Annotated in this window: 22 protein-coding genes; 3 read left to right on the top strand and 19 right to left on the bottom strand. The window is 74.0% G+C overall.

Annotated features, from left to right (window positions below; genetic code table 11):
• Positions 1-64: 64 nt before the first annotated feature.
• From HCN52_RS02400 to HCN52_RS02365, 8 genes are all read right to left on the bottom strand, one after another.
• A complete protein-coding gene (locus HCN52_RS02400; RefSeq protein ID WP_312876494.1) occupies positions 65-1,681 on the bottom strand; it encodes an AMP-binding protein in 1,617 nt (538 codons plus the stop codon).
• A complete protein-coding gene (locus HCN52_RS02395) occupies positions 1,678-2,592 on the bottom strand; it encodes an alpha/beta fold hydrolase (RefSeq protein WP_168086650.1) in 915 nt (304 codons plus the stop codon). Before HCN52_RS02395 ends, HCN52_RS02400 begins: the two co-directional genes overlap by 4 nt.
• A gap of 28 nt (positions 2,593-2,620) precedes the next feature.
• Positions 2,621-3,052: an acyl-CoA thioesterase gene (locus HCN52_RS02390; RefSeq protein ID WP_168086649.1), complete on the bottom strand. Its 432-nt coding sequence runs from the start codon at positions 3,050-3,052 to the stop codon at positions 2,621-2,623.
• On the bottom strand, positions 3,006-3,482 hold the full coding sequence (locus HCN52_RS02385; RefSeq protein WP_168086648.1) for a 4'-phosphopantetheinyl transferase superfamily protein: 477 nt from the start codon (positions 3,480-3,482) through the stop codon (positions 3,006-3,008). The genes HCN52_RS02390 and HCN52_RS02385 overlap by 47 nt, the downstream gene beginning before the upstream one ends.
• Positions 3,458-4,393 (bottom strand): acyl-ACP desaturase, encoded by a 936-nt coding sequence (locus HCN52_RS02380; RefSeq protein WP_168086647.1) that lies wholly within the window; start codon positions 4,391-4,393, stop codon positions 3,458-3,460. Before HCN52_RS02380 ends, HCN52_RS02385 begins: the two co-directional genes overlap by 25 nt.
• Positions 4,390-4,683, bottom strand: coding sequence for a hypothetical protein (locus HCN52_RS02375; RefSeq protein ID WP_168086646.1), 294 nt, complete (start codon positions 4,681-4,683; stop codon positions 4,390-4,392). The genes HCN52_RS02380 and HCN52_RS02375 overlap by 4 nt, the downstream gene beginning before the upstream one ends.
• A gap of 139 nt (positions 4,684-4,822) precedes the next feature.
• On the bottom strand, positions 4,823-5,716 hold the full coding sequence (locus HCN52_RS02370) for an alpha/beta fold hydrolase (protein WP_245174819.1): 894 nt from the start codon (positions 5,714-5,716) through the stop codon (positions 4,823-4,825).
• An 85-nt stretch (positions 5,717-5,801) separates the two neighbouring features.
• On the bottom strand, positions 5,802-6,035 hold the full coding sequence (locus HCN52_RS02365) for a ferredoxin (protein WP_168086645.1): 234 nt from the start codon (positions 6,033-6,035) through the stop codon (positions 5,802-5,804).
• Positions 6,036-6,551: 516 nt separating this feature from the next.
• Here HCN52_RS02365 and HCN52_RS02360 point away from each other — a divergent pair.
• Both HCN52_RS02360 and HCN52_RS02355 read left to right on the top strand, forming a co-directional pair.
• The gene (locus HCN52_RS02360; RefSeq protein WP_168086644.1) at positions 6,552-7,277 is read left to right on the top strand and encodes a LysR family transcriptional regulator; all 726 of its coding nucleotides are present in this window, start codon (positions 6,552-6,554) and stop codon (positions 7,275-7,277) included.
• Complete coding sequence (locus HCN52_RS02355) at positions 7,264-7,971, top strand: 4'-phosphopantetheinyl transferase family protein (RefSeq protein ID WP_312876493.1); 708 nt, start codon at positions 7,264-7,266, stop codon at positions 7,969-7,971. Before HCN52_RS02360 ends, HCN52_RS02355 begins: the two co-directional genes overlap by 14 nt.
• Positions 7,972-8,026: 55 nt before the next feature.
• On the opposite strand, the gene HCN52_RS02350 is transcribed toward HCN52_RS02355, so the two are convergent.
• The 11 genes from HCN52_RS02350 to scoE all read right to left on the bottom strand — a co-directional run bounded on the left by HCN52_RS02350 (position 8,027) and on the right by scoE (position 24,504).
• Positions 8,027-8,266 carry an acyl carrier protein gene (locus HCN52_RS02350; protein WP_168086643.1) on the bottom strand — a complete coding sequence of 80 codons (240 nt, stop codon included), beginning with the start codon at positions 8,264-8,266 and terminating at the stop codon, positions 8,027-8,029.
• Positions 8,263-9,279, bottom strand: a complete 1,017-nt coding sequence (locus tag HCN52_RS02345; RefSeq protein WP_168086642.1) for a beta-ketoacyl-ACP synthase III — start codon at positions 9,277-9,279, stop codon at positions 8,263-8,265. The genes HCN52_RS02350 and HCN52_RS02345 overlap by 4 nt, the downstream gene beginning before the upstream one ends.
• A complete protein-coding gene (locus HCN52_RS02340; RefSeq protein WP_168086641.1) occupies positions 9,276-10,154 on the bottom strand; it encodes a thioesterase II family protein in 879 nt (292 codons plus the stop codon). Before HCN52_RS02340 ends, HCN52_RS02345 begins: the two co-directional genes overlap by 4 nt.
• 44 nt (positions 10,155-10,198) lie before the next feature.
• Positions 10,199-11,767: a fatty acid--CoA ligase gene (locus tag HCN52_RS02335; RefSeq protein WP_168086640.1), complete on the bottom strand. Its 1,569-nt coding sequence runs from the start codon at positions 11,765-11,767 to the stop codon at positions 10,199-10,201.
• Positions 11,768-11,790: 23 nt separating this feature from the next.
• On the bottom strand, positions 11,791-13,923 hold the full coding sequence (locus tag HCN52_RS02330) for a polyketide synthase (protein ID WP_168086639.1): 2,133 nt from the start codon (positions 13,921-13,923) through the stop codon (positions 11,791-11,793).
• 20 nt (positions 13,924-13,943) lie between these two features.
• Positions 13,944-20,417, bottom strand: a complete 6,474-nt coding sequence (locus tag HCN52_RS02325) for a type I polyketide synthase (RefSeq protein WP_168086638.1) — start codon at positions 20,415-20,417, stop codon at positions 13,944-13,946.
• Positions 20,418-20,562: 145 nt separating this feature from the next.
• Positions 20,563-20,976, bottom strand: coding sequence for an acyl carrier protein (locus HCN52_RS02320; RefSeq protein ID WP_312876492.1), 414 nt, complete (start codon positions 20,974-20,976; stop codon positions 20,563-20,565).
• Entirely contained in the window at positions 20,973-21,560 is a 588-nt protein-coding gene (locus HCN52_RS02315) for an FcoT family thioesterase (protein WP_168086637.1), read from the bottom strand. The genes HCN52_RS02320 and HCN52_RS02315 overlap by 4 nt, the downstream gene beginning before the upstream one ends.
• Positions 21,557-22,792 carry a cytochrome P450 family protein gene (locus tag HCN52_RS02310; protein WP_168086636.1) on the bottom strand — a complete coding sequence of 412 codons (1,236 nt, stop codon included), beginning with the start codon at positions 22,790-22,792 and terminating at the stop codon, positions 21,557-21,559. The genes HCN52_RS02315 and HCN52_RS02310 overlap by 4 nt, the downstream gene beginning before the upstream one ends.
• Positions 22,789-23,202 carry a hypothetical protein gene (locus tag HCN52_RS02305; protein ID WP_168086635.1) on the bottom strand — a complete coding sequence of 138 codons (414 nt, stop codon included), beginning with the start codon at positions 23,200-23,202 and terminating at the stop codon, positions 22,789-22,791. The genes HCN52_RS02310 and HCN52_RS02305 overlap by 4 nt, the downstream gene beginning before the upstream one ends.
• 414 nt (positions 23,203-23,616) lie before the next feature.
• The gene (scoE, locus tag HCN52_RS02300) at positions 23,617-24,504 is read right to left on the bottom strand and encodes a (3R)-3-[(carboxymethyl)amino]fatty acid oxygenase/decarboxylase (RefSeq protein WP_168086634.1); all 888 of its coding nucleotides are present in this window, start codon (positions 24,502-24,504) and stop codon (positions 23,617-23,619) included.
• Positions 24,505-24,914: 410 nt separating this feature from the next.
• On the opposite strand from scoE, the gene HCN52_RS02295 reads away from it, so the two are divergent.
• Positions 24,915-25,565, top strand: a complete 651-nt coding sequence (locus HCN52_RS02295; protein WP_168086633.1) for a TetR/AcrR family transcriptional regulator — start codon at positions 24,915-24,917, stop codon at positions 25,563-25,565.
• The last annotated feature ends 100 nt before the right edge of the window (positions 25,566-25,665 follow it).

Genomic DNA, 25,665 nt, shown 5'->3' with positions numbered 1-25,665 from the left:
GCCCGGGGACGCCCCGGACACGCCGGGAAACGCGCGGCCCGCCCCGCGGCGGGCCGCCGCGACGTCATGCGGGGCTCTGCCGCCGCTCCGCGGCCGGGCGGGTGAACTCGCCGCGCAGGTGCGCCTGGACGGCGTCGCGGCGGCGGAGCTTGCCGCTGCTGGTGCGGGGCAGTTGTCCGGCGCGCAGCAGATGGACGTCCTCGGGTGCGACCGCGACGCCCAGCGTCCGGACCACCTGGGCCACGACGCGTTCAGCGGTGCCGTCCGGGTCCTGCCGGGCCGTGCGGTCCGCCTCCAGCAGCACCAGCACACGGCCGTCCCGCTGGGCGACGACGGAACGGCCGGAGCGGACGAACGGCAGGCGTTCCAGCGTCTGTTCGAAGTCGACAGCGAAGAGGCTCTGGCCGTTCACCTTGATGCGGTCGCTGTCGCGGCCGGTGACGAAGAGCTCGCCGCCGTCGACGAAGCCGATGTCCCCGGTCGCGTAGAAGCCGTCGGGGGCGGCGAGCGGGGCCTCCCGGTCGAAGTACCCGGCGGCCAGGCTGCCGCCGGCGATCTCTATCTCGCCCAGTTCTCCCTCGCCGCGCACCTGCCCCCGCTCGTCCCGGATGCGCACGGTGAACTCGGGCATGGGGCGCCCGACCGAGAGTGCCGTGACCCCGGCGGGCGAGGCGACCGTGCGGATGCCGGCACCCGGCGGGCGCGCGGAGACCAGCAGGACCGCCTCGGCCATCCCGTAGCAGGGCATGAAGGCGTCCTCGCGCAGCCCGGCCGGGGCCATCAGCGCGCTGAACGCCCGCAGGTGCTCCAGGTTCACCGGCTCGCTCCCGAGGTAGACGGCCCGGATCCCGGAGAGGTCGAGGGCCGCGCACTCCTGTGGCGTCATCGACGCCATGAGCCGGAGCGAGTAGTCGATGGCGAAGTTCGGGATGACCGTGCCCATGACCCGTTCGCGGGCCATGTGCTCCCACCAGCCGCGGGCGTCGAAGAGGAACGTGGCGGGGTCCGCGAGCAGCAGGTCGCAGCCGACGGCGAAGCAGGAGAGCATCCCTCCCACCAGTCCCATGTCGTGGTAGAGCGGCAGCCAGCTGCTGACCCGGTCGCCTCGGCCGCGGCCGTCGGTGCGCGTGATCATGGCGAGGTTGGCCCGCAGCGGGCCGTGGCGCACCGGGATGCCCTTGGGGAAGGCGGTCGACCCGGACGAGAACTGGACGAACGCCAGTTCCTGATCGTGCGGGTGGCGCAGCCGGGCGCCGGGGCGGCGGACGTCGCCCGGGGGCAGCGGCAGCGGCGGCGCGGGCAGGTCGACCGGGGCGAGGCTCGGTACCCGCAGCACCCGCTCCGCCCGGAACTCCCGGGCGACGCGCGCGAGGAAGTCCTGGTAGGACTTCCGCGGCGTGCTCAGCGCGAACGGTCGCACGGAGAGCGGCACGGCGCCGATCTCGATGAGGGCGAGGAAGGCGAGGATCGTGTCGACGGTGGTCTCGAACGGAAAGAGGACCCGCGTGCCCGCCCGGACCCCGTGGTCGAGGAAGAAGTCCGCGTGGCCGGCGATCCGTTCCGGGAACTCCCGGTGGTCCACGAAGCGCGGCGTTCCGTCGAAGGTGTCGCAGAGGTGGAGGCCGGTGCCCGGCGGTCGGCGGTGGGCGTCGGCGAAGGCGTCGAGGACCACGCGCCTCACGCCCCGCCGCGCGAGGCGGCCGCGCGCATCCACGCCGTGAGCCGCGGCATCACCTCGGCGTCGGCACGGGCGCCGCGGAGGATGTCGACGTGCCCGGGGTCCCATCCCAGGCCGGTGCTCCGGCCCAGCACGCGGAGTTCCGCCGCCTCCCCCAGGTGGTCGGCGAGCCGGCGGGCGCGAGCGGGCGAGGCGTGGAAGGTGTCGGCGGCGCCCACCACGACCAGGACGGGCAGGGTGACCGCCGCGAGCTGTGCCCAGTAGTCGGTGTTCCCGTCGGCGCTGCGGAAGGCGCCGCGGGGCGCCCACGCGGCGAGCTGCCGCATCAGGCCGGCGGGTTCGTCGTGACGCCCCTGCCGAAGCGCCCGGGCGGGGAACCTGCCCAGCAGCCGGGAGACGGCCGCGGCGAAGGTCAGGTGGGCGCGCTTGCGGATTCCGCCGTCGCTGTAGTCGTTGACCGCGGAGGCGACGGTGACGACCGCCGCGAGGCGCTGTTGCAGCTCCGGGCGGGTGGCGAGCGCCGCCAGTGCCACGTAGCCAGCCATGCTGTGCGCGAGCAGGAACAGCGGGCCGGGGTGCAGGGCCCCGACCGCGCGGAGCAGGTCGGGAACGTCGTGGCGGACGTAGGTGTCGACGTTCCAGTCGGCGGAGCGTCCGGGTCCGGGGTCGCCGGGCCCGTGGCCGCGGAACGCCGCGAGGTAGCAGATGTGCCCCTCGGCCAGCAGCGCGGCGGCGGGGCCCCGGCCGTCCGGGCCGAGGAAGAAGCGTGTGTCGGAGAAGAGCCCGGGCAGCAGCAGGACGCCCGGGGAGCGGTCGTCCGCGGTCGGTGGCGCGACCTGTTCGACATGCAGCGCCTGCCCGTCGGAGGTCGGCACCCGGTGGACGGTCCGCACCGGCTCGGCGGTGGTGCTCATGGTGACTCCTGATCCGGTCGGGCCGCGGTCACCGCTGCCCCCGGTCCGGGTGGACCGCCGCCAGGTACGCGTGCAGGGGGACGAGGTGGCGCAGCCGGGTGTCGAGGAACGCGACGGTGATCAGCGCGTCGACCGCCGGGGCGGGGTGGCCGCCGCGGTGGATCCGCTGACGGAAGACCGCGCGGTAGGTGATGTCCCCGGCGGCCGTCTCCTCCGCCGACGGCGAGGCCAGCACGGTGCGGACGGTCACCGGTCCGTAGGGGATCTCCGCCCGGTAGTCCACCTCGGCGCGGGAGACGACAGCGACGGCCTCGGTGCCGGTGACGGGGGCGCGGCTCTCCAACCAGTGCCGCCGTCCTGCCTCCAGGTAGGCGAGGGCGACGGCGTGGTTGACGTGCCCCAGCGCGTCCAGGTCACCGGGGCGTACGGCCAGGTCGAGCTGCGATGCGTCGGAGTACACGTCGGGGGGTCCGTCCTGTCCGGGAGCGGTGGGGCAGGGAGGCGGGCCGTCCGCCGGACACGACGACGACCGCGGAGACGTAGTCGCCGCTGTGGGAGAGCGAGACGGCGACGGTCAGGCCCTCGTGGCGCAGGTGCCGAGCCAGCTCCCCGTGGACGCGGAACCGGGGCGCGCCGTGGCGGTCGTGGACCAGTTCGGCGTCCGTCCAGAACCAGGGGCGCCGCGTCGCGGGCAGCGCCTTGAACAGCGCTTCCTTGGCGGCGAACCCGGCCGCCGCGCTCTGGAGCGGCACGAGGGCGGCGGCGAACCGGTCGAGTTCGGGGCCGGTGAAAAAGACGCCGGGGCCACGGAGCGCGGTGGCGGTCCGCAGCCGGTCGATCGCCTGGAGGTCGTGGCCGACGGCGATCAGGTGTCCAGCAGGTCCATCCACGTGTCCTCGACCTCGTCGCGCGAGCCGACCGCGATGCCGGTGATCTTCTTGAGGGCGCCGCAGATGAGCTGCTCCTTCTTCTCGATCGCCTCGGGCCGGAAGTCGCTGCCTCCGGTCTCCAGGTGGTCCCACCAGTTGACGTGCGTACCCCGGTTCTCGCGCTGCTCCCGGGTGCTGCCCTGGAGTTCGCCGTCCTCACGGAGGAAGAGGTGGGCGACGGCGAAGGCGTCCTTGGGGTGGTACTCCCCGCTGTCGACCAGGGCCTTGGCGAACGAGACGAAGTAGTTGCGGTGCTGGATCTCGTCGGCGGCGACCTGCTTGAAGATGCGGCGCAGCCCGGCGTCCTCGACGACGTGCTGGCACTGGCCGTAGTTGACGGCCGCGGTGATCTCGGAGATCGCGAGCAGGACCAGGGTCCGCAGCATGTCGTCGTCGGGGAAGACCTGGCGGAACTGGATGAAGGTCTCGTCGGAGATGGGCTCCATCCCGGTGGCCTGCGCCAGCTGGATGAAGACGGTCTCGTGATGCGCCTCCTCCTCGTTCCAGTACCGGCTCCAGGTGCCGCACGCCTCCATCACCGCGGCGACCGACGGGTTGACGGAACCCCAGCGCCGGCACTCCGCCTCCGCCTGGCGTTCGAGGCGGTCGGCGCCCGGCTTGGTGGTCAGCTCGGCACGGCCGGCGTTCCAGACCAGGATCCGGTCGCGGGCGGTGAGGCTGTCGAGATCGACGGCGGAGAGCATGTCGACGACGCTCCACCGGCGGGACTCGTGGAGGCGGTGCTGCTCCCAGGTGACGTCGACCAGCGACATGCCGCGCTCGGTCAGCGCGGCGTAGAGGTCGGTGATGATCGCGGGCTGCGCGCCGGTGCGGCCGGCGTCCCGGGCGGCGGTGCGGGCGGGGGCCGTCATGCGGTCGCCCCTCGCTGCTGCTCGCACTCGGCGAGGAAGAGTTCGACGACCTTGGCCAGCGGGGTGTCGAGCGGAAGAGCGGGGAGGCGCACGCGTATGCCGTGGTCCTTGCGGAGCGAATTCGCGGTGCGGGCGAACGACTCCATGAGGTCGATGCTGTTGGTCATCCGCGGACTTCTGCCGACCACGTCGGCCAAGGTGACGTCGGGGGTGAAGAGTTCCGCCTCGGGAACCTCGGCGTGCTCGGCGAATTTCCGGCGTATGTAGGAATCGAGCTCGGTCGCATCCATGGCATGGGAGCCTACCGTCGGCGGCACGGCCGACGACCGCCTCGGTCATTCGAATTGTTTATCACCACCGGCCGTTGCCGGTTTCGCGCCGCATGCGCCGAAGCGGGCCGGGGGCGGTTCCGGCGCATGCGACGCGTGGTCAGCCGGCTGCGCCCGGCCCACGTGCGCCGTCGACGAAGTCGGCCACGCGGGTGACCACCTGGGGGTCGGTGATCACGCGATGGTGCCCGAGCCCCTGCGTCAGCAGCAGGTCGGCGCGCGACCCGTAGGCCTCGGCGGTCTCGTGGAACTGGTGGACGCGCGCCCGGCGGTCGTCCTCGTCGTGGACGAGCAGGATCCGTTCGACAGCCACCTCCTCGGGGGCACGGGGCACGGCGAACCGGCGCCAGAGGTCGGGCTCCTCGGGGAAGAGGTCGCGCTCGACATGGCGGCGCAGGTACCCCTCCAGGCGCGTGTCCAGGCGGAGTTCCTCGATGAAGCCGGAGACCAGGTGGTCGAAGCGGCTGACTCCCGCGATCCCCACCAGCGCCTCGGTCTTCACGCCCTCCCGTACGGCGAGGAAGGTGGCGAGCGAGCCGAAGGAGTACCCGACCGCCGCCCCGAAGACGCCGTGCTCCAGCTGGAGTTCGCGGATGATGTCGACGTACTCGAGGATGGTGGTGCTCGTGCCGCCGGACTCGCCGTGCCCGGGTGCGTCGAAAGTGACGACGCTGTGTCCGCGCTCCTGGAGCTCGGCGATCAGCGCGCCGAAGCGCATCCCGCGCGACCCCCAGCCGTGGACGAGGAGAACCGGCCGGGGGCCGTCCCCCCACCGGTAGGTCTCCACGCCCTTGCCCGCCACGGTCAACCGACCGCGGTCGGCGCGCTCGACCAGCGGAGCGTCGACGGGGCGGACCCGGGCCTTGCCGATGGGGCGGCGGAAGAGCGCGAACGCGCCCCTGCCGGCGAGCCCCGGGGCGACCTTCGCCGTGACATTCAGGGCCGCGCTCACTGCTACGGTCGGATCCATCGTCCTGCCCTTCTGGAGCCGCATCACGACGCGTGATAGTAGCACGATCGTTCGCACTTATTGGTGCGCATCGCCCCACCCCGTCAACCGACCGGGCAGGGGGCGCTTCTCAGTCATCCCCCGGGGCGATGAGCTCACCGCTCGCACCGTCGATGACCGATATCGCCTCCACCGGACAGAGTTCCGCGGCCCGGAGAATCCGCGCGTCCGGCGCCACCTCGGCGCGCACCGCGCGCGACTGGCCGTCCTCCCGCAGCAGGAAAACGCCGGGAGCAGTGGAGATGCAGATGGTGGAGCCGACACACCGCGACCGATCGACCTCCAGTCGCCAACCTTCCGCCATTGCCCTTGTCCTTTCTCGTCGACACCCGACGGGACATTCGCCGCGGGCGGCCTCACATTCCGGAACGACGGAATATCCCCTTCCCCCTCAGGCGGCCCACCGTTCACTCCCCGGCTCCGGACAGCCGCCGCTAGGCTCCCTCTTCGGAGCGCCCGGACCACCCGAGGGCGCACCGACCCGCACGCGACCAGCCACTCCTTGACGCCGGGAATCGCGAACCCTACTATGCGCACGAACGTTCGCATAGTAGGGATGGCGCTGCCGGTGCCGAGCCCGACCGGGCGTTCCTCGCCCACCGCACAGCCACCGTCCCCGAGCGACGACCCGGCCGCTCCGGAGAGCTTCCACCAACTCAGACCGCAGCACGGCGTCTCGGGCCCGACCGGCGCGTCCACGAGCCACCCGTACCGATGGATCGACACGGAACCCGACCGCTCCGACAGCTGATCCCGGTTCTCGTCCGGCTCTCGCCCGCCGCAGGTCAGGGGCGTTCATCACCACTCGTGGGGGAACGAAATGTCGATCACCGACGCTGTACGAGAGGCAACACCCGGGCACGCCGTGAAGCAGCCGTCGGCCGACCTCGGCCTCAGCCGCCTGCGCTCCTTCATCTGCCTCGCGGAGGAACTGCACTTCGGTCGTGCCGCCCAGCGGCTGCACATCAGCCAGCCCGCGCTCAGCCAGCAGATCGTTCGGCTGGAGAAGGACGTGGCCACGCCGTTGCTGCGCCGCACCAACCGCACGGTGTGGCTGACCCCGGCGGGGCGCGAGTTCCTCCGGGGCGCGCGAGCGGCCGTCCGGGCCCTGGACGAGACGACCGACGCCACCCGGCGCCGGGCGGGCAGCCGGCTGCCCCTGGTGCTGAGTCATGTGCCGCACGCGGACAGCGGGATCGGCACCTTCGTGGAGGACTTCGGCGCCGCACTGGCCGAGCAGCTGTTCCGCACCACGGTGCGGATCGCCCGCCACGACCGCGAGGAGCACCGCAGGGCGTTGCACGAGGGCCGGGCGGTGCTGGGGATATGCCCCGCGGACGACGAACCGCAGGTGCGGGGGCTGGGCTCCGCGGACATCGTCGTCCGCGCCGCGCCGGGCCACGCGAGCGCCACGGCCCCGTACCGGCTGCGGTTGAGCTGGCCGGAATGGGCGAGTCCCGCGGAGGTCGACCGGCTGGTCTCGCTCGCCCAGGACATCGCGGAGGGGGTCCCCGCACCGTTCGCAGCCGCCCGTGCGCACACCTGAGGGGCTGCTGGCCCGGGTCGTGCCCGCTGTCTGCCGCACCGCCGAGACCGACGACGCGCGCGACACCGGGCACCTGGCCGCCCTTCCGCCCGAAGAGGCAGCGCTCGTCACGCGGTTCCCGGGGCGGCGGGCGGGCGAGTTCGCCGCGGCGCGGGCCTGTGCCCGCGCCGCCCTCGGAGGGCTCGGGCTGCCGCCGGCCGTGATCCTGCCCGGCGCACGGGGCGCCCCCGGCTGGCCGCCCGGGGTGGTGGGCAGCCTGACGCACTGTGCGGGATACCGGGGCGCGGCCGTGGCACGGCAGCGTGATCTGCTGGCCGTCGGTGTCGACGCCGAGCCTGCCGTGCGGCTGCGGCCCGGCGTGCTGGAGCGGGTCTGCTCCGGTGACCGGGAACTGCACTCGGTGCGGGAGCTGCTGACGCACGCTCCGCTGGTGCCCTGGGACAAGGTGCTCTTCTCCGCGAAGGAATCGGTCTACAAGGCGTGGTTCCCCCTGACCCGCCGCCACCTGGGATTCGGGGACGCGGAGGTCGCACTGGGGCAGCCTTCGGACGGTGGCGCGCAGGGCGCGTTCCGGGCACGGCTGCGGGGTGCGCCCGGGGAGGCGAACGGCCCGACCGTGCTCGACGGCCGCTGGGCGCTGCTCGGACGGCTGGTCGCCACCGCGGTGTGCGTACCCGCCGCTCCCGGCCCGTGACCGGGGACGGCGGGTGTCGTCGGGGCGCGCGGGCCGCGGGCACGCCGGCCCGGGCTCAACCGGGCGAGGGGCAGGACTCGACGATCCGGACCAGGTCGCCGACGGTGGCGACCTCGGAGAGGGCGTCGTCGTCGACGCTGGTGCGGAACTCCCGCTCCAGCCCGAAACCGATCTCCATCATGGTGAGTGAGTCCAGGTCCAGCGCCACGAGCGACGTCTGTGCGTCGATGCCCTGCGGGGGCAGCTCGCAGTGCCCGGCGAGAACCTTCCGGACGCGTTCCAGGTTCGTGCTCACGGTGTCATCTCTCCCTCGTTCAACAGGATCTCGGGCCACTCCAGGACGGTCGAGCCCCACGTCAGCCCTGCGCCGAAGGCGGTGAGGAGCACAGCGGCGCCCTCCTTCACGCCGCCGTCGGCGAGGCCGTCGGCCAGCGCGAGCGGAATGGAGGCCGCCGAGGTGTTGCCGACGCGGTCGATGTTGCTGACCAACCGGTCCTCGGGCAGGTCCAGACGGTCGGCCACTGCCCGCAGGATGCGGATGTTGGCCTGGTGGCCGACGATGCGGTCCACGCTCGCCACGTCTCGGCCGGCCTCCGCGAGCACCGTGCGGGAGGACTCCGCCATCCGGCTGACGGCGGCGCGGAAGACCTCCCGGCCCCGCATCGTCATGTAGGAGCCGGCGGGGTCGGTGGGACGCCCGCCGGACCGCTGGCGCGAGCCCCCCGAGGGCACGATGATGAAGTCCTCGTACCGACCGTCGCTGCCGAGGTCGAAGGCGTTGAGCGCACCCGGCTCCTCCGGGGTGCCCGCCCGCAGCACGACCGCCCCGGCGCCGTCGCCGAAGAGCGGCCGGACCACGGGGTCCGCCGGGTCCAGGACGGTGGAGAAGGTGTCGGCGCCGATCACCAGGACGGTCTCCGCGAGCCCGCCGCGCACCAGCGCGGCGCCGGTGGCGAGGGCATAGACGAACCCGGTGCACACGGCGTTGACGTCGAAGGCGATGGCGCCCGTCATGCCCAGGCGGGCGGCGACCGCGGGCGCGGTGCCCGGGATCTGGTGGTCGGGGGTGGCGGTCGCCAGGACGACGGCATCCGTGGCGACGACGCCCGCCGACGCCAGGGCGCGCGCACCGGCCCGGACCGCCAGGTCGGAGGTGGACGTGCCGGGGTCGCACACGTGGCGCTGCCCGATGCCCGTCCGCCGGCGGATCCACTCGTCGGTGACACCGAGTTCCCGTCCCACCTCCTCGTTGGTGACGACGCGCGGCGGCAGCCACCCCCCGAGCCCACTCAGTACTGCGGCGGTCATCCCTCTCCTCCTGCCCTGTCGTGTTCCTCGGCCGCCCGGGTCCCCCGGGCGGCGTGGTGTCGGTGGGGGTCGCGCGCACGGCCGGCGGCGGTGGCGGGCCGGGGCTCGCCCGGCGGCCGGTCCGCGTGCGGGCCCGGCCGTGCCGGCCGCAGGAGATCGCGGACGGTCACACGCCGGTCCCGGAGCGGGAAGTGCCCGCCGGGCAGCAGCCGCCGGTGGAACGGCCCGGTGGTGTGGACCCGCCACGCCGCCAGTGTGGCGGGCGGCACCAGGGGGTCGTCGGCCCCGCCGAGCGCCGTGAGCGGCATCGCCAGCGGGTCACGCGCGCGGTGGCGGTAGCGCGCGCAGAGCGTCAGATCGCTGAGCAGCAGCGGGCGGACCGGCCCGACCGGACGGGGCGTCTGCGGCGACGGGGCGGCGAACAGCCGCAGCATCTCCTCCGCCTGCTCCTCCGAGACGGCGTCGTCCGTGTAGCCGGGCCAGCGGGCCTGCGGCGCGCGGTGCGAGGAGACGATGAGCTGCTCGGGTGCAGCGGTCCCCCGTTCCCGCAGGTGGCAGGCGAGTTCGTAGGCGACGAGCGCGCCCATGCTGTGCCCGAACAGCGCGTAGGGCGCACCGTCCAGCCACGGCACGAGGGCCTCGGCGGCATCCGAGACCAGCTCCGCCATGTCCCGGTGCGGGGGTTGGTCACGGCGCTCCCCGCGCCCCGGCGGCTGGAGCGGCACGACGTCGATCTCCGGGCCGAACACCTCCGGCCAGTCCCGGTAGGCGGAGGCACCGCCCCCGGCGTAGGGGAGGCAGAACAGCCGAACGCCCGGCGCCGGGCGCGGCGGCCCGCAGGGGAACCAGCCTGGTGTGCCGTCGGTCGTCGTCACCACCGTCTCCTCTCTCGGCTCTGCCCGCCGCATGCCGCCGCGGCTCAGTTGACCTGCCGCTCCCGGCCGGCCCAGTACCTCTCGCGCAGCGCGCGCCGCAGCGTCTTGCCGCTCGGGTTGCGCGGCACCCGGTCGATGAACTCGTAGGAGGTCGGGATCTTGAACCCGGCGACGCGGTCCCGCAGGGCGAGCATCAGTTCCCTGGCGGTGGCCCGGTGCCCCGGGCGCAGCACGACGCAGGCGTGCACCGCCTCGCCCCACCGGTCGTGGGGCACGCCGATGACGGCCGCCTCGGCGACGGCGGGATGGGCGCACAGGGCGTTCTCGACCTCGGCGGGGTAGACGTTCTCCCCCGCGACGATGACGGTGTCCTTGATGCGGTCGCAGATGTACAGGTAGCCGTCGGGATCGAGGTAGCCGGCGTCGCCGGTGCGGACCCAGCCGTCGACCAGCGTCCGGTCGGTCGCGTCCTTCAGTTCCCAGTAGCCGAGCATGGCGGCCGGGGTGTGGAGGTGGACCTCGCCGACCTCCCCCGGCGGCAGCCCGGTGCCGTCCTCGCCGACGATCCGCACGCGGACGCCCGGGTAGGGGCGTCCGGCCGCCGTGAGCCGGGGGCTTCCCACGACGTGGTCCTGCGGCGGCAGGCAGACGGCGGTGTTGCCGGTCTCGGTGAGGCCGTAGATCTGGGCGAAGTCGCAGCCGAGCACCTCGATGCCCCGGGTGAGGAGGCTCTCGGAGATGGGTGACCCGCCGTAGACGGTCTTGCGCAGGGTGCGGAAGTCCTCGGGCCCGGTGCCGGGTTCGGCGAGGATCATCTGGAGCATGGCGGGGACGACGCAGGCCGTGGTCACCCCGCCGTCGCGGATGAGGCGGACGGCGTCGTGGCTGGTGAACATTCGCAGGGAGACGTTGGTGACTCCTGCGCCGAAGCCCTGGACCGCCCACCACAGGCCGCCGACGTGGAAGCCGGGGATGCCGATGAGGCTGCGGTCGCCGGGCCGCCAGTCGATCCAGTCCAGACCGGCGCCGGCGAGAGCGTCCCGGACACGGAAGAAGCTGCGGTGGGCGAGGACCACGCCCTTGGGCAGGCCGGTGGTACCGCTGGTGTAGAGCTGCGCGACGGGGCTCTCCGGGCCGGTCGCCACGGCGGGCGGCACGTCGGGGTGGGGAGCCCGCCAGGCTGCGTAGCCGGTGCCGGGCGGGCCGCCGGCCTCGACCAGGACGACGTCCCGCAGGGCGGGCAGCGCGGCGCGCTCCGGGACGGCGGCGAGGAACTCCTCCTCCACGAAGAGGAGTTCGCTGCCGGAGTCGCGGAGGATGTGGTCGACCTCGGGGGTGGTCAGCCGCCAGTTCACCGGGACGAGGACGGTGCCGCTCTTGGCACAGGCGAAGAGCAGCTCGTAGTAGAGCTCGGACTCCTTGCCCAGGTACGCGACGCGGGACCCGGTCGAGAGCCCGGCGGTGAGCAGCGCGTGCGCGGCCCGGCTGCTCTCCCGGTCCAGCGCGCGGTAGCTGACGGTGCGGCCCTCGCACTCCACGGCGGTGGCCTCGGGGGTGCGCCGGGCGTGGAACGTCACGGTGTCGGTGACCGTCTGGAGCTCGGGGAAGTACATCAGGAGTCCTGTTCCGGTTGCTGTCAGCGCCAGATGTTGACGTCGGTCCAGTAGCGGCTGCCGAGCAGAGCGGGGCCGGGCAGCCGCATCAGCGGCGGCGGGTCGTCGGGGGTGAGGGCACCGGGGTCGACGTCGCCCCCCGCGAGGTAGGCGGCGGCGAGCAGTCCGTACCAGTCCGCCTCGTCGAGCGCGGCCGGATCGGTGAGCGGCACCTCCCCCGCGCCCGCGCGGCGCAGCGTGACGGTGTCGCCGTCTTCGCTCCGCTCCCAGGCGGACGCCCCGTCCCGCGTGAGGGCGGCCAGGCACGGCGCGGCGACCGCCGCGGCGCACACGACACCGGCGATCGGCGCCCCGGCGGCGCGCACGCGGTCGAGCCAGGCGGGTGTCGGGTCGCCGGCGTCCTCCCCCGGTGCTCTGCCGGGTGCCGGCCGACGGGCGCCGGAGCTGCCGAGCCCTGCCTGCGGCGCGCCGCGCCGCAGGTCGAGCAGCACCCCGGGCGGGGCCGGGAGCGCCCGGACCAAGGGGCCGGCGGTCGCTGCACGGTCCAGCGCCGCCAGCAGCTCCTCGTCGGAGTGGACGACGGCGGCGTGGCGGTGGGCGAGGTGGTCGCGGCGCTCGGCCAGGGTGCGGCAGACCGCGCCGCGGCTCCAGCCGCCCCGCGCGAGCAGGTGGGCACGCAGGCGCTCCGCGGTGGCCGACAGCGAGGCCGGGGTGTGGGCCGAGAGCAGCAGCAGCGCCGGGCCGCCGCGCTCCGGCGGGGCGGAGCCGGGAAGCGGCGTCGCCTCCATGACCACGTGCGCGGCTGTTCCGGTGAAGCCGGTGGCGCTGACACCGGCGAGGGTGCGGGCGGTGGTCGGCCAGGGGCGCGGGGCGGTGGCCAGCCGGAGGCCGGTGCGCTCCCAGGCGATGGCCGGGTCGGGGCGGTCGGCGCCGGGCTGGGGCGGGATCTCCCGGTGCGCCAGGGCCAGGGCGGTCTTCATCATCCCGGCGACCCCGGACGCGGTCTCCAGGTAGCCGAGGTTCGCCTTGGCGGAGCCGACGTACAACTCCGGCGCGGCGGCTCCGCGCCGGTCGTACGCCGCGGCGAGGGTCTCGGCCTCGACGACGCCGCCGACCCGGGAGCCGTTGGCCTGCGCCTCGACGTACCGCACGTCGTGGGCGGCCGCCCCGGTCCGGCGCAGCGCGAGGTCGATGACGGTGCGCTGCGACGCGGCGGACCACGCGGCCAACTGCTCCCGGTCGCCGTCCTGGTGGACGGCGCTGCCGCGCACGACGGCGTAGGGCTGCCGTCCGTCGGCCGCGGCGTCGCGGTAGCGCTCCAGCACCAGCACCCCGCACCCCTCCGCGCGGACGTAGCCGTCCGCCTCGGCGGTGAAGGGCAGGCACCGGCCGGTGGGCGAGACCATGCCGGCCTGCGCGAAGACCTCGCTGGTGAACGGTGAGAGCAGCAGGTGGCTCACGCCGACGACGGCGATGTCGCACTCCTCGGCGCGCAGCGCTCCGGCGGCGAGGTGCACGGCGGTGAGGGCGGAGGAGCAGGCGGTGTCCAACGTGAGGGCGGGCCCCCGCACTCCGAGCGCCAGGGCGATGCGCCCGGAGGCGGCGCTGAGCGCGGTGCCGGTGCCCATGTACGGGGAGAGGTCGTCCTTGCCGATGCCGTTGCGCAGCCCCGCGAAGTTGTACTCCGCGGTGCTGATGCCCACGTAGACGCCGACGCGGCGGCGCCGCAGGGCGCGGAGCGTCAGGTTGGCGTCGGCGAGCGCCTGGAGCGTGACCTCCAGCAGCAGGCGCTGCTGGGGGTCGAGGTGCTCGGCCTCCTCGGGGGTGAGGTCGAAGCGGTCGGCGTCGAACAGGTCGACGTCGTCGAGGTACGCGCCGGCGGCGAGCGTCGGGGCCAGCGGGGCGAGGTCGGGGGCGGTGGTGTCCCAGCGGGGGCGGCCGCTGCTGTCGGTCGGCGGCTGCGACCCGGCCGCGCGCACGGCCCGGGCGCCGCGCACCGCCTCCCACAGCGCGTCGGGGGTGTCGATGCCGCCCGGGAAGCGGCATCCCATCCCGCTGACCGCGATGCCCTGGGTGCTCTCCTGGTGGCGCCGGGCCAGCAGGACCATGAGCTGTTTCCGGGTCAGGCCGTCCAGCTGGTCGATGTAGTCGTTCACGGTCTCTCCTCCCCGCCCCGTCAGAAGGTCTGCGCGCGCAGTTCGGCGAGTTCGGCGTCGGCTTCCTCGTCGGTGAGGTCGGCGGGCGCGGCGGCCGGCGGCGGGTCCTCGGTCCGCACGGCGTCCGCGGCCGCGTCCGCGGCGTCGGCCTCGGGGGCGAGGCGGTCGGCGACGTGGCCGGCGAGGTCGGCGACGGTGGGGTGGTCGAAGAGCGCCGAGGTCGGCAGCGCGGTGCGGAAGGCGCTCTCCAGCGCGTTCTTGAGTTCCACCGCCGCCAGGGAGTCGACGCCGAGCTCCAGGAACTTCGCGGCGGGGTCGATGTCGTCGCCGGACTCGAAGTGCAGCACCGCGGCGACCTTCGCCCGCACGATGTCGGTGACGCCCCGGGTTCGCTCGGCGGGCGGCAGGCCGGCGAGTTCGGCGAGGTCGATCTCGTCCTCCCGGGCCGCTGCGCGGGGTCGCACCGCGGTGTAGAAGGCGTCCGCGGCGGCGGGGCCGGACAGCAGGCGTTCGAAGTCGAACTCGCCGATCACGGCCTGCGGCGCGGAGCGGTCCCAGGCGCGCGTGAGCTGACGCATGCCGTCGGTGGGCGTGAGGAACTTCAGGCCGCGTCCCTCGATGGCACGGATTTGCTGGGCAGTGAGGTCGGCGGCCATGCCGACCTCGGCCCAGGGGCCCCAGTTGACGCTCAGCCCGGGCAGGCCGCGGACGGCGCGCTCGCGCATCAGCGCGTCGAGGAACGCGTTGGCGGCGGCGTAGTTGCTCTGGCCGACGGAGCCGATGACCGAGGCGACCGACGAGTAGGCCACGAAGAAGCGCACGCGGGGCAGCTCAGCGGTGGCCCGGTGCAGGAGCCAGCCCCCGTAGGTCTTGGGCCGCAGCACGGTGTCGATGCTCTCCCAGCTCTGCCCCCCGATCGGTGCGTCGGCGAGGACGCCCGCGGCATGGAGGACGCCGCCGAGCGGAGCGGTCGCGGTGTCGGCCTCCGCCACGATGCGGACGACGTCGGCGGGGTCGGCGACATCGCCGGTGAGGACGCGCACCGTGACGCCGTCCCCCAGGGAGCGGGCCAGGTCGGTGACGTCCGCCTCCTCGACGGTGCGACGACTGACCAGGGCCAGATGCCGGGCGCCGTCCCGCACCAGTCTGCGGGCGGCCACGGTCCCCAGGGCGCCGAGTCCGCCGGTGATGAGGTAGGTCTCGTCGGCGGTCAGCCGGACGGGTTCGGGCGCGGGCTCCGGCGTCGGGAAGGTGAGGACGAGCTTGCCGACGTTGGCGCCGCGGCTGAGCACGCCGAACGCCTCCTCGGTCTCCTCCAGGGTGTAGGCGGTCGTGGGCAGCGCACCGAGCTCTCCGGCCTCGATGTGGGCGACGACCCGGGTGAGGATCTCCTTGTTGAGCCGGTTGAGCTGCGCCTCGGGGAGCTCGCTGAGGTCGAAGTTGTGGTAGCGGACGTCCGGTCGGTACTCCGCCGTGCGCTCCGCCGACCAGATGCCGATCTTGCCGAGTTCGACGAACCGGCCGCCCTCGGCCAGGCAGTCGAGCCCGGCGGGGACGAAGTCCTTGTTGAGGCTGTTGAGGACGATGTCGACGCCGCGGCCGCCCGTCGCCTCGCGGACCTCCTCCGAGAAGGCGAGGGTGCGCGAGTTCATCAGGTGCCGGACGCCGGCCCGGCGCAGCAGCGGCCACTTGCCGGGGCTCGCCGTGGCGTGGACCTCGGCGCCCGCGAGCTGGGCGATCCGCACGGCGGCCTGTCCGACCCCGCCCGCGGCGGCGTGGATCAGCACCGTGTCGCCCGGCTTGATCCCGGCGAGGTCGTGCAGCGAGTACCAGGCGGTGACGTAGGCGGTGGGGAGAGCCGCGGCCTCCGCGAACCCGAGGGCGGCGGGCTTGCGGACCGCGACGGCCGACGGGACGGTCACCCGGGACCGCATGCAGCCCAGGTGGCTGAGCAGCACCTCGTCGCCGGGGGCGAACTCCGCGGACGGTCCGGCGGCCAGCACGGTGCCGGACGCCTCGAACCCCAGCGGCAGCGGGACGTAGGCGGTGTCGGTCTCCTCTGCGTGCCGGCGCAGCATGCCCAGCGCGTTGAGGACGTCCTTGAAGTTCAACCCGGCGGCGTGGACGCGCACCTCGATCTCGTCGCCCTCGGGGGCGCGGTCGGGCACCGGCACCGGCGCGATGCCGGAGAACGACCCGTGGTCGAGAACGGTGAGTTCGACCGTGGGTCCGGTGCCGTCGCCGGCGTCGGTGCGGGTCCGGTGCAGGCGCTGCACCCGCCGGGCGCCGGCCCGCAGGCCGATCCGGTGGTCGCCGGTGTCCCCGGCGGCGCACTCCTGCCACAGCGCCGCCAGGTCCTCCGGTGAGGCCTGCGCCGGCAGGTCGACCAGGGCGGCCCGCAGCGCGGGGTGCTCGTTCAGCAGCACCGGGCCGAAGCCCCACAGGGACGCGGCCGCCAGGCGGCGGGGGTCGAGCGGCTCGGTGGGGTCGTCCTCGGGCAGCCGCTGGGCCCCCCGGGTCACCAGCAGCAGTCGCGGGGCGCGGTCGCCCAGGGCTGCGAGCAGCGAGAGCAGCGCGGTGTAGTTGCGGCGGCTCTCCTCCCGCAGGACCGCGGCCTCCGCCGCGGGGTCGTCCGGGGCCGGGGAGGTGTCGCCGCCCTCCCAGAACCAGCAGATGTCGGTGAGGTCGTCCGGCAGCGCGTCGACCGGCGGGGCACCGTCGACGCGTGCTGCCGCGTCGAGCGTCCGCACCGTGACGCCGGCCGGGGCGGGCGGCAACTGCGCGGGGTCCGTGCCGAGGACGAGGACGCGGCGGTCCTGCGCGGGCCGGGCCGCGGGCAGCGAACGCCGGGTCCAGCGCGGCTCGTGGACGAGGTGCCGGGCGGCGCCGGTGTGCGTGACCCGCTTGAGACGCAGCCCCCGCACGGTCAGGGCGGGTCGGTCGCCCTCCAGGGCGAAGAGGTCGGCGGTGAGCTCCTCGGCGTTCTCCTGCGGCAGCAGGCGCAGGACGGTGGTGAGGGTGCCGCGGGGGTTCTTGTGGAGGACCACCTCGTCGAACGCGACGGGAAGGTAGGTCGCGCCGGGTGGTGCCACGACGGCGAGGGTCTGCATCGCGCAGTCCAGCACGGCCGGGTGCAGGCGGCCGCCGTCGCCGATCCCCGCCGCGCGGATCTCGGCGGTGGCGAGGCCGTCCGGGTGCGAGCGTGCCCGCTCGATGCGCCGGTAGTGCGGGCCGTAGGCGAGTCCGACCTCGGTGAAGTCCGCGTAGAGCTCGTCCGCCGGGTGGTGCCGGTCGGCGTCCCCCGCCTGGGCGAGCAGCGCCCGGGCGTCCCGGGCGGCGGTCTCGGCGGCGGTACCCGCAGCGCTGTCGGCGCTGTCGGCGAGGACGGCGGTGGCGTGCAGTCGTTCGATGCCGCCGTCGGCGAGGCTGACGACGTCGACCGAGTGGCCGCCCGCAGGGTCGGCCCTCAACCGGGTGCGGAGCTCCGTGGCGGCGTCCTCGGGCAGGAACAGCGGCTCGTGGATGCGCAGCTGCCGCACCGGGCGGGAGGTCTCGCCGAGGACGGCGTCCTGGATGTCGAGGGCGAGGGCCACGTAGCCGGCGCCGGGGAAGACGACCTGTCCCATGACGCAGTGGTCGGCGAGGTGCGCGGGGGCGTCGGGGCCGATCAGCGCGCGGAACTCGGTGGTGCCCGCGGCACGCTGTGCGTCGGTGGTGCTCTCGGCGCCCAGCAGGGTCGCCGCGGGCGGCGGGGCGCCGGGGACGCCGAGTCGACGGTCACCGGTGGGGAGCCAGTACCGCTTGGTGTCGAAGACGTAGGTCGGCAGGTCGAGCAGCCGGCCGGGCCGGCCCCGGTGGTGGCCGGCCCAGTCGACCGCCATCCCTGCGGTGTAGCACCGGGCGAGGGCGGTGCGGAGCGTGCTGCCGTCGGTGTCCGCGGGGAGCAGGCTGGCGAGCCAGAGGTGGTCGGCCGCGTCGGGGCTGCGACGCCCCATGGCGGTGAGTGCTCCCGAGGGGCCGACCTCGACGAAGACGTGGCGCCCCCGCTGCTGCACGGTGCGCACCCCGGCGGCGAAGGCCACGGGCTCCCCGATGTGGCGGACCCAGTAGTCCGGTGTCGCGACCTCGTCGTACTGGGCGATCCGCCCGGTGACGTTGGAGACGAAACTGATCGTGGGCTCGTGGAACTCGATGTCGGCGATCTCCGCGCGGAAGGCGTCGAAGACCTCGGCCATCAGCGGCGAGTGGAAGGCGTGGGAGACCGGCAGGCCCTTGACGTCGAGGCCCTGCTCGCGCAGCTGCCGTTCCAGGCGGTCGACGGAGTCGCGGCCGCCGGAGACGACGCACTGCTCGGGCGCGTTGACCGCGGCGAAGCTGACGTCGGGGACGCCGGCCAGGAACGGGCGGACGGCGTCGGCCGCGGCACGGACCGCGATCATGCGGCCGGGCGCCGTCACGGACTGCATCAGCCGCGCGCGGGCCGCGACCAGCCGGACGGCGTCCGGCAGGTCGAAGAGCCCCGCGACGGTGGCGGCGACGATCTCGCCGATGCTGTGGCCGAGCAGGACGTTCGGCCGCACCCCCCATGCGGCCCACAGGTGGGCGAGGGCGTACTCCAGCGTGAAGAGCGCGCACTGGGTGTACCGGGTGCGGTGGATGTCCGCCTCGGCCTCCGGGCCCTCTCCGAACATCACCGCGCGCACGGAGGACCCCAGGTGGGGGTGGAACAGGGCGTCGAGCCGGTCCACCTGCTCGCGGAAGGCGGGGTAGCGGTCGTACAGCGGGCGCCCCATACCGGAGTACTGGGAGCCCTGCCCGGTGAAGAGGAAGGCCACGGGGGCGTCGCGCAGGTCGTCGTCCCCGCCGGCGGGCCGGGTCCGCTCGTCGGCGTTCACGACGCGGTCGAGCAGGGCACGCGCCTGCCCCAGGTCCGCGACGGGGGCGGCGACCCGGGTGGCGAAGTGGGAACGGCCGAGGTTGGCCGTGCGGCAGAAGGCGGCCAGGTCGCGCTCGTCGAGCTCCTCCAGCGCCGCACGCCAGGCCGCCGCCTGCCGGCGCAGGGCCGCCGGTCCGCGGGCGGAGAGGGTGAGCACCGCCTCGGTGGCGGTGGGCTCCGCCGGGTCCCGGTCGTCCGCGTCGCCGAGCGCGGGCGGCGCCTGCTCGAGGACGACGGAGGCGATGGTGCCGGCGAAGCCGAACGAGTTGACGACGGCGCGGCGCGGCGCGTCCGTCCAGGGCCGGCCGGCCGGGGGCAGCGTGACGTGGTAGTCGTCCCAGGGCACGTGGCGGTTGGGGACGGTGACGTTGAGGTGGGGGTAGAAGGCGGCGTCCTGCAGCTGGAGGACGGTCTTGATGACGCCGCCGGCGCCGGCGGCGGCCTCCATGTGGCCGATGTTGGTCTTCACCGACCCCACGGGGAGCGGCGCGTCGGGCGTGCGGGAGGCTCCGAAGACCTTCTCGATGGCGCCGATCTCGATCGGGTCGCCCAGCGAGGTGCCGGTGCCGTGGGCCTCGACGTAGCCGATGTCGGCGGGTTCGAGCACGGCGTCGGCGAGCGCGGCGCGCATGACGGCGGCCTGGGCGATGCCGTTGGGCACGGTGAGGCCGCCGCTCTCGCCGTCCTGCCGGACGGCGGAGCCGCGCACCAGCGCCATGACCCGGTCGCCGTCCCGCCGGGCGTCGGAGAGCCGCTTGAGCACGAGGACCCCGACTCCCTCACTGCGGCTGTAGCCGTCGGCGCTCTCGTCGAAGGTCTTGCACCGGCCGTCGGCGGCGAGCATGTTCGCCTGGGAGAAGACGATGTGGTTGCGGGGGTGGTGGATGGCGTTCACACCGCCGGCCAGCGCGATGTCGCACTCACCGCGACGCAGTCCGCCGGCGGCCAGGTGCAGGGCGACCAACGAGGAGGAGCACGCGGTGTCGATGCTCATGCTGGGGCCGCGCCACCCGAGGACGTACGACAGCCGCCCGGAGACGGCGCTGTGGGCGGTGCCCGTGCCGACCGCCGCCTCCAGTTCCTCGGCCCGCAGTGCGCTCATCTCCAGGCTGTAGTCGACGGAGCTGACGCCCATGTACACGGCGCCGTTGCCGCCGCGCAGCGCGGCGGGATCGATGTTGGCCGACTCCAGCGCGTGCCAGGACGCCTCCAGCACCAGCCGCTGCTGGGGGTCGACGTAGGCGGCCTCCTTGGGCGCGATGTTGAAGAACTGCGGGTCGAACCGGTCGATGTCGCGCAGGAAGCCGCCGCCCGCGGTGGTGATCCGCCCCCGGGTGCCGCGCTCCGTGCTGTGCAGTTCCTCGGTGTCCCAGCGGGCGGCGGGGACCGGCCCCGTGCCGTCCCGCCCCTGCGCGAGGAACTCCGCGAACCCCTCGGGTGTGGTGTTGTCCCCCGGCAGCCGTAGTCCGACTCCCACCACCGCGATGGGCTCGTACTTCTCCAGCAGGAGTCGCCGGAGCAGGTGGTCCTTGTCGGAGGCCGGAACCGAGTCAGTCATGGCGTCTCTCCCGCTGTGCGGCGCGTGGATGGGGTCGAAGGGGGTGGCGGTGCGGGGCACCGGGCGGAGGGGGCGCTCCGGTGGCCCGCGCCGGCGGCAGACGGCGGTTCGACGGCCGGGGTCCGCCGGCAGGGGGCGGGCGCACTCAGGAGTAGAGCGACTTCAGGAGGTCGTCCACCAGCAGCCGGGTGGTGCGGTCCGCCGGGCCGGGGGCACCGTCCGGCGGGGACGCGGGATCCGCGGGGGGCGCGGGGAAGTGGTCCGAGAGCACGTCGGTCCGCAGGTGGGTCAGGAGGTGGTCCACGGTGGGGTTGTTGAGAAGTTCGGAGGCGTCGATCGGGCGGCCGATGGCCGCTTCCAGCCGCTGCTCCACCTCGGTGGCGCCGAGCGAGGTGAGCCCGTGGGCGAAGTAGCTCTCGTCCCGGGGCAGCACGTCGTCCTCGCCCATGAGCAGCACCGTGCGGAACTCGCTCACGACGAGGTCCTCCAGCAGTGCCGCGCGCTCCGGGAGCGGTGTCGCCGCGAGGCGGCGCAGCCAGGGGGTCGGGACGGCGGTCACGGCGCCGCACCTCCCGCGGGTGCCGGCGGGTCGGTGACCACCAGGCGCACCTCGCCGTGGCAGTGACCGCCGTCGTCGTCCCAGTAGCGGCAGGCCGTGTCGGCGACGATCATCGGTCGGCGGTCGCGCCCCCCGGTGTACCGCCGGGCGCGGGTGAAGGTGATCTCGCCGTGGAAGCGGTGGGAGCCCATGGCCTTGGCGAAGGTGCTGCGGAAGTCGACGATCAGGAAGGCGGGCAGCTGCCGCTGCCAGTAGTCCTCCAGGGACCACTCGGCGAACGGCGGCATGATGCCCTCTTTCACGGCCTTCGCGACCGCGTAGTACATCATCTGGTTGTAGCAGAGGTTGAACTCGACGGCGTTGAAGTGGCCGGTGTCATCGATGTAGAACGGCGCCGGTATCGAGAAGGTGCACCTCGCCCGGGCCAGTCCGTCCTCGGTCTCCTCGACGACGGCCGTCCGGAGGTACCGGCAGTCGGGGCGGTAGACGCGCAGCACCCGTGCCAGCAGCGCCTCGTCGGTCGCGTGGCCGGCCGCGTCGGGGGCGGCGCCGGCGCCGGCGGGCAGCGACGGAGCGGTGGTCATCGGCCGGCCTGCTTCCCGAGGACGACCGGGAGCGTGGAGAGCTCCCGGAAGGTGAAGCCCGGGCGGTACCGCAGTGCCTCGTCGGCGAGCGTCATCTCCGGGAACCGGATCAGGAGCTGCCGCAGCGAGGCGCCCACCTCCATCCGGCCCAGCTGCGCGCCGGGGCAGAAGTGCGGGCCGAACCCGAAGCTGACGTGGGTGGTGTCGTCCCTCTCGAAGTCCATCCGGCCGGGGCAGGCGTACTGCTCGGGGTCGCGGCCGGCGGAGCCGATGGACAGCACCACGGCGCTGCCGGCCTCGATGGGCACGCCGCCGATGACCAGGTCCTCGGTGGCGAAGCGGCGGATGGCGTTCTGGACCGGCGCCTCGAAGCGCAGCAGCTCCTCGACCGCCGCCGGCATGAGCCCGGGGTACGCGCGCAGCTGCGCCGCCCGCTCGGGGTCGCGCAGCAGGGCGAGCGCCCCGGAACTGATCATGCTGAGCGTGGTGTCGTACCCGCCGATGAGGATCATGAACGCCATGCCGACCATCTCGGACTCGGTCAGCCTGTCGTCCTGGTCGCGCGCGTCGATGAGCCCGGTGATCAGCGCGTCGTCCGGCTCGGTGCGCTTGAGCGCGATCATCCGCTTGAGGAAGGCGACCATGTCCTGGCAGCCCTGGGCGGCGCCGGCGGGATCGGTTCCGACGATGCCGTCGGTGTAGGCACGGAACGCGCCGCGCTCGTCCTCGGGGATGCCCAGCAGGTCGCAGATGATGGTGATGGGCAGGGGGGCGGCGAGTGCGGCGACGAGGTCGACGGTGCCGTCGGTGTCCGCCATGGCGTCCAGCAGCCTGTCGACGACCTCGTCCACCCGCGGCCGCAGCGACTCGACGCGTCGGCGGGTGAAGGCGGCGTTGATCAGGGACCGCAGCCGGGTGTGGTGCGGCGGGTCGGTGGTGGCGAGGATGACCCGCAGGTCCTCGGGGAGCGGGATGCCCGAGTACCCGCCCTTGTTGTACTTGGGATGCCGGGCCAGGCGCTGGTCGGCCAGCCCCTGGCGGACGTCGGCGTAGCGGGTGACGAGCCACACGGCCGAGCCGTCGGGCGCGGTGACGCGGTGCGCGGGACCGGCGGTGCGCAGCTGGTCGTAGAGCGGGTAGGGATCGGCGAAGTACGCCTCGTCGAAGACGGGCTCGGTGGTCCGATGAGCGACCGGGCAGCCATCGGCCGGTGCGGGTCTCGTCTCGGTCATTCTCGCCCTCTCTCGGCAACGGTGAGCGTGACGGGCAGTCGGAGCGGTGTGCGGATGCAGTGGGCGCGGCGCCGGGGGACGTCCTGCGGTGCGACCGTGAGCCGCAGACCGCCGGCGCGGCGCAACAGGGTGGAGACGGCGAGGGAGATCTGCGCCCGGGCCGGCTCGTCGCCGGGGTCGAGGCGCAGGGCTGCCGGGTCGGTTCCGCCGGTCGGGCCCGGGAGGCCCTCGCCGGCCCCCGCGCTGCCGGCCGTCGCCCCGTTCCGGCGTCCCCGGCGCCGGAACTCCGCCCAGCGTTCGGCCGGGACCCCGGACACCTCGGCGATCACCATGAGGGGCGGCGGGACCGCCGGCGCCGTGACGAGGTCGACCGACTGCTCCCGCGCCCCACGGGCCACGAGAGCGTCCACGAGCTCCTCGGCCACCGCCTCGATGCGGGGGCGGAGCGGGCGGAGCCCACCCGGCGACAGGGAGTGGTCCTGCAGCGTGTGCGGCCGGGCGCGACAGAGGGTCCCGTCGGTGGGGGCCGCTCGGCGGTCGGCGGCGCGGGCGGCGTGCTGCGGCACCGGGGCGGGGCGGCCGGCGAACGGTTCTCCGTCGCGGCGGGCGGTGACACACCCGGCACGACGGTGAATTCGACACGAGTTTCCCGCGCTCCCTCTCCCGGGAGGCAGCGGACATTTTCCGTCATGTACTTCCGGATACCCGGAATCCGTACGGCCGGGGCACGGAAACGCGGCCCTGCGGCGAATTCCCTGCGCTGTCCCGGTGACATCCCGTCGCCCGGCATCGCTCCCCTCCCCTCGCGGCCCGGCCCGGGGCGATCAGACCCGAATGCCCTCGTAGAAGGGATGCTCGTCGTGGACGGTCACGCGGAACGACGAGGTCGGCTCCGGCTGCGATGTGTGGAGCGCCCGGTGGATGAGCGACCGGTTGTCCCAGACGAGGATGTCGCCCTGCTCGAACGTCTGGAGGTGGATACCCGGGTGGCTGAAGGTGTCGTCGGTCTGTCCGGTCGCCTCCAGCAGCTCCCGCAGCAGCCCGCCGTCGAGCTCGTTGCCCTCGGCGTCCGCGAGCGAGAGCGCGAACCCCTCGCTGAGGTAGAGGATCCGCTCACCGGTCACGGGGTGGACCGTCACGGTGGGGTGGGTGACGGTGGGGGTCTCGGCCTCCACGTCGGCGAGGACCTCGACGAGCGGCCGGTAGACGTCGGTCGGGCGGATCTTGAAGTACCGCTGCACGCTGTGCCGGCAGACCGTGCCCGCGACCGCGTCCTTCAGTCGCTGCGGCAGCGCCTCGTAGGCCCGCCCCATGTCGATGAAGTACGTGCCACGGTTGACCTTCGGGATGACCTGCGGGTAGATGAGGGTCAGCCCGAACGGCTCGGGCATGAACTCGTAGTCGGCGTGCCAGAACTTGCCGGTCCGGGGCACGCCGATCTGCTCGCCGTTGTGCGGCACGTTGGAGGAGACGAAAACGTCCGGCTCCTCGGGGTGCCAGTACATCTTCTGGTAGTAACGCTCGACGCGGCCCAGCTTGCGCCCGAGCTCCACGTACTGCGACGGAGTGAGGTCCTGCCCCCGGAGGACCGCGATCTTCTCCGTGTGGACGATCTTCTTGAGCGCGCTGAAATCGGCGGCCGACGCGGTCGCCGGGTCGAAATCGGAGATGGTGACGCCCAGCGTCTTGCCGGGCTGCTTCGCGACAATCATGGTTCCCCTCCCATGAAGAACGGAAGCCGAAAAGACAGCAGACGCAGGCGTGCCGACATCGGAATACCGAATAGCACCGCTCTGCGTCTGCGGCGGCTGACCCGACACTACGAGAAGGGCCAGACCGGAGGCCAATAACATCTTCTTATCGCCGGGACGGGGGTTTTACCCCGGCCACGGAAAGTTCGCTTCTCACGTCCTTCTCCGCCCGTCGCCACCCATCGCCCCCATCCGGCACAGCGGTGCCCCCGGGGCGCGGCTGTGCCGGACGGGGCGAGCCGACGAGCCCGCCGCGCCGGCCCCACAGCGCTTCGGCGGGGTCGAAACTCACCGCACGGTCGTTTTGTCAGTACCCTGGCGACCCGGACAGAGCGAGGCCCGCGGCGCCCCGCGGAGCGAGGAGTACCGACGTGGCCGAACGGCGTCTCGACGGGCGGGTCGAACGAGGGAACCAGACCAGGCGGCTGGTGCTGGAGCGGACGGTCCGCATCGGGTCGTCCGAGGGCCTGGAGGCCCTCTCCCTGGGCCGGCTGGCGGCCGAGCTGAAGCTCAGCAAGAGCGGCGTGTTCGCCCTCTTCGGCTCGAAGGAGGAGTTGCAGCTGGCCACGGTCAGGGCGGCCTCCCGGATCTACCAGGACAACGTGATCGACGCCGCCCTCGCCCGGCCGCCGGGGCTGGCCCGCCTGTGGGGACTGAGCGAGGTGTGGCTCCGGTACTCCGCGGAGCGGGTCTTCCCCGGCGGCTGCTTCTTCCAGCGCGTCCGGGTCGAGTACAGCTCGCGCCCCGGCCCGGTGCAGGACGCCGTCCGGGCGGCCGACACCGCGTGGCGCACCTTCGTGCAGCAGACGGTGCTGGAGGCGCAGGAGGCGGGTGAGATCGCCTCGCACCGGTCGGCCGAGCAACTGGCCTTCGAGCTGACGGCACTCTGGGAGTCGTCCAACACCCAGTCCGTCCTCACGGGCTCCGACGCCCCCTACCCCCGGGCACGCGCGGGCGTCCGGGCGCTGTTGCGCGCCGTGGCGACGACCGAACCGGAGTTCCTCGCCGGGGCCGGCGCGTAGCGCGGGCGCTCCGCGGCCGAGGGACGGAAGGGGCCCGGCCGTGACGACCGGCACCCGTCGGGGCGCCGTACTCCGGACGCGGTGCCTGCTGTGCGTATTG

The organism is Streptomyces bohaiensis (assembly GCF_012033785.1).
Taxonomy (GTDB): Bacteria; Actinomycetota; Actinomycetes; order Streptomycetales; family Streptomycetaceae; genus Streptomyces; species Streptomyces bohaiensis.
Note: the sequence above shows the minus strand (reverse complement) of the source record. Positions and strands in the feature narration are given on the sequence as shown.